At 68.6% G+C, this 7,303-nt stretch carries 5 protein-coding genes; 3 read left to right on the top strand and 2 right to left on the bottom strand.

The features are described 5' to 3' along the window. Window positions 1-77 precede the first annotated feature (77 nt). The 3 genes from U9977_RS01530 (at window position 78) to U9977_RS01520 (ending at window position 4,547) form a co-directional block, all read left to right on the top strand. Complete coding sequence (locus U9977_RS01530) at window positions 78-1,511, top strand: DUF2786 domain-containing protein (RefSeq protein WP_322747324.1); 1,434 nt, start codon at window positions 78-80, stop codon at window positions 1,509-1,511. 221 nt (window positions 1,512-1,732) lie between these two features. Next, window positions 1,733-2,884, top strand: coding sequence for an acyl-CoA dehydrogenase family protein (locus tag U9977_RS01525; RefSeq protein ID WP_322747323.1), 1,152 nt, complete (start codon window positions 1,733-1,735; stop codon window positions 2,882-2,884). A 49-nt stretch (window positions 2,885-2,933) separates the two neighbouring features. Further along, the gene (locus U9977_RS01520; protein WP_322747322.1) at window positions 2,934-4,547 is read left to right on the top strand and encodes a class I adenylate-forming enzyme family protein; all 1,614 of its coding nucleotides are present in this window, start codon (window positions 2,934-2,936) and stop codon (window positions 4,545-4,547) included. 450 nt (window positions 4,548-4,997) lie between these two features. On the opposite strand, the gene U9977_RS01515 is transcribed toward U9977_RS01520, so the two are convergent. Continuing rightward, window positions 4,998-6,185: an epoxide hydrolase gene (locus U9977_RS01515; protein ID WP_322747321.1), complete on the bottom strand. Its 1,188-nt coding sequence runs from the start codon at window positions 6,183-6,185 to the stop codon at window positions 4,998-5,000. A 345-nt stretch (window positions 6,186-6,530) separates the two neighbouring features. Continuing rightward, complete coding sequence (locus U9977_RS01510) at window positions 6,531-7,115, bottom strand: TetR/AcrR family transcriptional regulator (protein WP_322747320.1); 585 nt, start codon at window positions 7,113-7,115, stop codon at window positions 6,531-6,533. Window positions 7,116-7,303 lie beyond the last annotated feature (188 nt).

The raw sequence follows: 7,303 nt of genomic DNA, 5'->3' as shown, positions 1-7,303 counted from the left end.
GACATGTCGTGTGTCGGTATCGCGTGTGGCGACATGATCGTGATCACCTTCATTCATTTCGGTCTTGTGGGGTAGCTATGGGAAGTCGTAGTCGCGAACGGCGGCGAGCCAAGCAGCAGGCGCGCGACGACCGGGCCCGGGCCGCCGGCACCGGTCCAGGTGCACGTCCTGGTCCTGGCTCCACGTCCGGTCCTGCTCCCGGTCCCGGTCCTGCTCCCGGTGCCAGCCGGTCGGCCCGTCATGATTTCGACGCCTATCAGCATGACCGGCAGACCGCCGACCTTCTGGTCGGTGCGGCCATGCACGCACAGCACACGCAGGACGGCATGGAGTTGTCCCGCTGCATCGTGCTGTTGACCGAGCCTCCGGTCGGGTCCACCAGGCGGCGGATGGTCGACCGGGCCTTCGCGAGCTGGCTGAACCGCATGGTGGAACGTGCGTGGGACAGCGGCTGGCAGCCGGCGGACGTCGTGCGGATCGTCAGCCGGGAGGGCGGTGCGCGTCAGCTGCGGATGACGGTCGACGCGATCGCCGCTCAGATGCGCAGGTATGCCGCCTCCACCGTGGACGAGCGCTGGGAGGCGCAGCTCGCGGCGGTCGAAGCCACCGTCTGGTGGGCCGATGACGATGGCTGGCTGGACGCCTGGGGTGAGCGCGAAGGTGAGGATCGGGTCGGGGTGGTCACCTGCGCCGTGACGGTGCTTGGGATCCTCGGTACTTTGCCCCCGCTCGCGCAGCTGTGCCCGCCGCCCGGCACCGCGCGTCGCGGGACGCTGCACCCCGACCGCAGCGCTGGTCGGACGGTCGACGCGCGCATGCTTGACCGGGTCCGCGCGCTGTTGGCCAAGGCCGAGTCGACCGGCTTCGCGCAGGAGGCCGAGGCGCTGACCGCTAAGGCCCAGGAGCTCATGGCCCGGCACAGCATCGACTACGCCCTGCTGGCCGCTGAGACCGGGTCGCGCGACGAACCGACCGGCCGTCGGGTCGGCGTCGACAATCCCTATGAGACGCCCAAGGCGCTGCTGCTGGACAAGGTCGCCACCGCGAATCGCTGTCGGGCGGTGTGGACGAAGGACCTCGGTTTCGCCACGGTGCTCGGTTTCGAGTCCGATCTCGACGGCGTCGAGCTGCTCTACACGTCGCTGTTGGTGCAGGCGACCACGGCCATGACGCGGGAAGGCTCCCGCCAGGACCGCTACGGGCGGTCGCGGACCCGTTCGTTCCGCCAGTCCTTCCTCACTGCCTTCGCCGTCCGGATCGGCGAGCGGCTGCAGGGTGCGACCGACAAGGCGGGGGCCGAGGCGGTCGCCGAAAGGGGCCGGGACCGTCTCCTGCCCGTCCTGGCCGCACGGGAGGACACCGTCCGGGAGGCGACCGAGACGATGTTCCCGGGAGTCGTGTCGCGGCCGGTGACAGCCAACGACCGGGAGGGATGGAGTTCGGGTCGGGCCGCAGCCGAGCTCGCCTCCCTGAACGCCCGTACCGAGGTGAGAGACACTCGGCCCGGGTGACGCCCGGCCGGCCCGGCGCCGCCGACGGTCCTCTTTTGATAGATATATCTTGTCAAAGCGGTTAATTAATAAGAGGATCTACGTGCTGGCCGGCGGACGGCCGCTTCCGGCGTGGCCGGCGCGGGCCAGCGGGTCCACTTGGGTCCCGCGGGGCCCACGGGCGCGGGTGCGTAGCGATGGTCGCGTGCCTGGCGGCCCTCTAGCGTGAAGGAGCTGGTCTGGTGCGTCGCACCCTGTTCGAACCTGAGCACGAGGAGTTCCGCGCGCTTGCTCGGACGTTTTTCGAGAAGGAGTGCGTCCCGCACACCACCGAGTGGGAGCAGGCCGGTGTTGTCGACCGGGAGGTCTGGCGCAAGGCGGGCCGGGCGGGTCTGCTGTTGTGGTCGGCCCCCGAGGAGTTCGGCGGCGCCGGGGTCGACGACTACCGGTTCAGCGTGATCCTCGCGGAGGAGTTCTGGGCCACCGGAACCGTCGGTTTCGGCTTCGGGCTACAGAACGACGTGATGCCGCCGTACATCATCACGCTGACCACCGACGAGCAGAAGGCGCGCTGGTTGCCCGGCTCGGTGAGCGGGGACATCATCTGGGCGCTGGGGCTGAGCGAGCCCGGTGCCGGCTCGGACGTGAAGGCGATCCGCACGACCGCGCGCCGCGACGGTGACAGCTATGTCGTGTCGGGTTCGAAGACGTTCATCACCAACGGGCTGCTGTGCGACAAGGTGGTCGCTGCGGTCAAGACCGACCCGGACGCCGGTCACCGTGGCATCAGCCTGCTTGTCATCGATGCGGATGCACCGGGCTTCAGCCGCGGCCGCAAGCTCGACAAGATTGGTCAGAAGGCGCAGGACACCGCTGAGCTCTTCTTCGACGAGGTGCGGGTGCCCGTGTCGAACCTGCTCGGGCAGGAGAACCGCGGCTTCTACCACCTGATGGAGAGCCTGGGAACGGAGCGGCTCGGCGCGGGTGTCACCGCCGTGGCCATCATGAAGCGGGCCTTGGCGCTGACCGTGGAGCAGGTGCGTACCCGCAAGGCGTTCGGGACGACGATCGGTTCGTTCCAGAACACCCGGTTCGAGCTCGCCGCGATCAAGACCTTGTGTGACGTCGCGCAGGCCTACGTGGACACGGCAGTGCGCGCGCACCTCGACGGCGAGCTCAGCGCCGTCGACGCCGCCGGTCTCAAGCAGTGGACGACCGACACGCAGTGCGACGTCGTTGACCGTTGTCTGCAGCTGTTCGGCGGCTACGGCTACATGAACGAGTACGAGATCGCCCGGCTGTGGCGGGACGGTCGAGTGCAGCGGATCTACGCCGGTTCCAACGAGGTCATGAAGGAAATCGTGGGCCGCTCGCTCGACCTCGACGGCGACTAGGGCGTGTTTGAGTGGTTACTGAAGAGTCCTTGAGGGCCTGGGTGGTCAGATGACGCTCACCGCCGCTCACTGGCCGGCCGATACCACCGTCGCGTTGGTCGAGCAGTCGGTCGGCGACTGGTTGCTCCACGTCGCCGACCAGTACCCGGACCGTCCGGCGCTGCGCTGGCCGGTGGGGCCGGGCCTCAAGACCCTGACCTACGCGGGCCTGGTCGCGCACGCCGGTGCCGTCGCGGGTAGGCTGCTCAGCCTGGTCGAACCGGGGGATCGGGTCGCCCTGTGGGCACCCAACAGCCCCGACTGGGTCATCGTGCAGTGCGCCAGCGCGCTCGCCGGCACCGTCCTCGTCCCGATCAACACCTCGCTGCGGGACGAGGAGGTCCGCTACGAGCTGGCGCAGTCCGGCGCGACGCTTGTCATCGCGGCGGCCGAACACCGGGGCTCGCCACTGGTTGAGCGTGCGCAGACCCTGGCCGGCGAGCTGCCCGGGCCGGTCCGGGTCCGGCCGCTGGAGAATCTGGGGCACACGCTTGGGCGCCGCCCGGGGCCGCTGCCCGCGGTTCCGCCCGCGACACCTTTTCTCATTCAGTACACCTCCGGGACCACCGGGCGGCCCAAGGGCGCCGTACTGTCCCACTTCGCCGCGCTGAACACCGCCCGTATCGCCGGGCGGGTCTTCGCGGCACCGCTGGTGTGGTGCTCCGGGCTGCCTCTGCACCATGTCGGCGGTTCGGTGTCCGGCGTGCTGATGACCTTCGCCGCAGCGGGAACGATGGTCCTGGCTCCGGGGGGCTTCGACCCGGCCCGCACCCTGCGGATGGTCGAGCGGGCGCACGTCACCGCACTCGGCACCGTCCCGACGATGCTGTACGACCTGTTGGCCTGCCCCGACCTCGCCAGGTACGACATCAGCAGCCTTCAGGTCATCCAGACCGGCGGAACGACAGTTCCACCCGCGCTGATCCGCCGTACCGAAGCCGGGCTCGGCTGCCGTGTCGTCATCTCCTACGGCCAGTCCGAAGCGCCCAACGCGACCGCGTGCCTTCCCTGGGACAGCGACGTGGTGAAGGCCGAGACGCTGGGGCGGGCGTTGCCGCAGCGCGAGGTCCGCATCATCGCGCCGGGCACCGTGGGGACGACCGCCGACCTCGGCGAGCCCGGTGAGCTGCTGATCCGTTCCCCGCTGAACATGAGCGGATACCACGACGATCCCGAGGCGACCAGTCGGACCCTTGATGGCGAGGGCTGGTTGCACACCGGTGACCTGTGCACGATGGACGCGACCGGAGTCCTGCGGATCCACGGACGTATCCGTGACGTCATCATCCGCGGCGGGGAGAACATCTACCCGCGCGAGGTGGAAGAAGTGTTGGTCGAGCACCCCGGCGTGGCGGACGCGGCGGTGGTCGGTGCACCCGATGAGCGCCTCGGTGAAGTTCCGGTTGCGTTCATCGTGCGTGCCACCGGCGATGTGACCGGTGCTGCCGATGTGACCGGTGCGGTCGACGTCGAGGAGCTGGCGACGTTCGCGCGGTCCCGGCTTGCCTACTTCAAGGTGCCGGTGGACTGGCATGTCGTCGACGCCCTTCCCCGCACGGCGTCGGGCAAGGTCCGCAAGTTCCTCCTGCGGGAGACGATCACGCAGGCGTCACCGCACGATTGAAGATCCACCAGGCAGGCCCCGGGTAGCAGCCGGATCGGTATCTGCCCGGCATCGGTGCTGCGTAGCAGCTCCAGCAATCCGGATACGGCAGACTGATCCAGAGCCATCGGGTGTACTCGCCTCCGCGAGTTCTTGGCGGTTCTCACGGGACCGACACGCCCGTCAGGCGATCAAGGATTTCCCGATCTGCACTACCCAGGGGGACTCACCCCGGTGAGGTCATGTCCACGGGTGTGGTGCGCGGAGGATGATCTTTGTGACCTGTTCGTGCAGGTCAGCGGGTGTGGGCCGCCTTACCCACAATGAGCCCACCCGCGTCGGCAAGCAGGAACTCCTCTGCGGGCCGCGATCGAGGCCGCAGCACGCGCGACCCGACCGCGGCCCAGCAGGCTTGCCCGTTCACGTGGTGGTGGACCAGGTGGTCACCGTCAACCCAGGTGCGGGCTGTCGTCAGCGCAGCGACGTGGACGCTGCCCGGATCTCGGTCGCGAACAGCTCGGGCTCTTCCCAGGCGGCGAAGTGGCCGCCCTTGTCGACCTCGTTGAAGTAGATGAGGTTGGGGTAGGCCTTCTCGACCCAGCTGCGCGGGGCCTGGAAGATCTCGCCGGGGAACGTGGTGAAGCCGACCGGGATCGAGACCTCTGGGGGAGCCTGGCCGGCCGTAAGAGCTGCGGAGCGTCCGCTCTCCCAGTAGGACCGGGCCGCCGAGGCCCCGGTGCCCGTCAGCCAGTACAGCGTGATGTTGTCGACGATCCTGTCCCGGGTGAGTGTGCCCGCGGGCTGCTTGTCAAGGAAGGCGTGTGAAATTTTCTCGTAGCTGTCTGTGTCGTGGTCGAGCATCCAGGCCGCGAGCGCGATGGGTGAATCCAGCAAGGCGTAGCCGATCGTCTGGGGCCGCGTGGCCTGCTCCAGGAAGTAGCCCCTGCCGCTCGTGTTGAAGGTGGCGATGGCGTCGAGCGCCGCGCGTTCCTTCTCGGAGCGTCCCGCCGGCGGGGGGCCGTTGCCGCCCAACGCCGTCAGGAGCAGGTTGATGTGGATGCCGAGCAGGCCCTCGGGTGCCTGGCGGCCCATCGCGTCGGTGACGGCGGAGCCTACGTCGCCGCCCTGGGCGACGTAGTGGGTGTAGCCGAGGCGGTGCATCAGCTCCGCCCAGGCGCGCGCGACGCGACCGGGGTCCCAGCCGACCTCCGTCGGCTCGCCGGAGAAGCCGTAGCCGGGCAGGGACGGCAGCACGAGGTCGAACGCGTCCTCGGCGCGTCCGCCGTGCGCGGTCGGGTCGGTGAGCGGGCCGACGACCTCGAGCAGCTCGATGACCGAGCCGGGCCAGCCGTGCGTCATGATCAGCGGCAACGCGTGCTCGTGCCGCGACTTCACGTGGATGAAGTGGATGTCCACTCCGTCGATTTCGGTCGTGAACTGCGGCAGCGCGTTCAGTCTCGCCTCGCACCGGCGCCAGTCGTAATCGGCCGCCCAGTAGCGGGCGAGCTCCTGGATCGTCGCCAAATGCACGCCCTGCGACCGATCTGTTACCAGCTCTCTGGAGGGCCAGCGGGTCGCGGCGATGCGCCGTCGAAGGTCGGCGATCGCTTCTTCGGGCATGTCAACCCGGAATGGGCGGATTTCAGTTTCTTTGGACATAAATCTCCACCTTCCTGGACTGGTTGCTGACGACGGACGGCCGGACGGGTCGGCTCCGGTCTGAGGTTCCAGGGCAACGACCTTCATCCGGGCGCCGGCGCAATAGTTGGTACTGCCGCACGATTGCGGCTCGGGCGGACGCGTCGCGCCCGTGGCACTCCCTGCCCTCATACCCTGGTCTGGCGTCGAGCAACGATGCATCCCGAGGAGTCGGATGCAGCCCACCGGCGGTAAGACTGATTCCATGAGCGTCCGCTGCGGACTGATCTTGAGTCTCTTGCTGTCTGACGTGCTGCTTGGCAGGTCCAAACTCCCAGCGGGCTCCTCGACCGCCTGCCCCGGCAGCTACTCATCGCTTTGCTCCAACAACGTGAGGGCGTTCTGGATGCCCTGCTCGAGGACCTCGTCGGCGAGGTGTCGGTCGGCTAGGGCGCGGGAGAGTTGCAGCGTGCCGATCACGGAGGCGACGATGGTGAGCACCTTCACGCGTGCCGATGGCGGGTCGTGTGGCGCCAGGCGGGCGGCGATGTCCTCGACGATGGCCAGTACGCCGTCGGTGTAGGCCTGTTTGGTGGCGTCGGTGGCGCGGCCGATCTCGTCGAGCAGGGCGGCGGACGGGCAGCCGTCCTCGGGGTGGTCGCGGTGCTCGACCGACAGGTAGGCGCGCACGAACTGCTCCAGTCCGGCCCGGCCCGGCGCCAGCGCGCCGAGGCTCTCGCACTGTGCGCGGAGCTGGTCGGCGACCGCGGTGGCGACGAGGTCGTCCTTGGAGGTGAAGTGGGCGTAGAAGGCGCCGTTGGTCAGCTCCGCGTCCGCCATGAGCGTGGTGATCCCCGAGCCGTTGATGCCGTCGCGTTTGAAGCGGCGGCCGGCCGTCTCGATGATCCGCCGTCTCGTCGCCTGCTTGTGCTCGTTGTCGTACCGCACCACACGCGCCTCCACCCGCCGGGCCGGCCGCCGGTCCGCCGCCGTGCACTCCTTGAGAGTACGGCCATAATTTAATTTTCGGCAGACTCTTGCCTGCTGGCTCCGTCTCGCTCTATGGTCGTATGACCGTACGCCAAAGGGTTAGGGAGTCGACGATGACAGCAACGCGCCAGGTGGCGCTCGTGACGGGA

The organism is Protofrankia sp. Cas8, assembly GCF_963555845.1.
In the GTDB taxonomy this organism is placed as follows: domain Bacteria; phylum Actinomycetota; class Actinomycetes; order Frankiales; family Frankiaceae; genus Protofrankia.
This window is presented reverse-complemented; position numbering and strand designations above follow the sequence as displayed.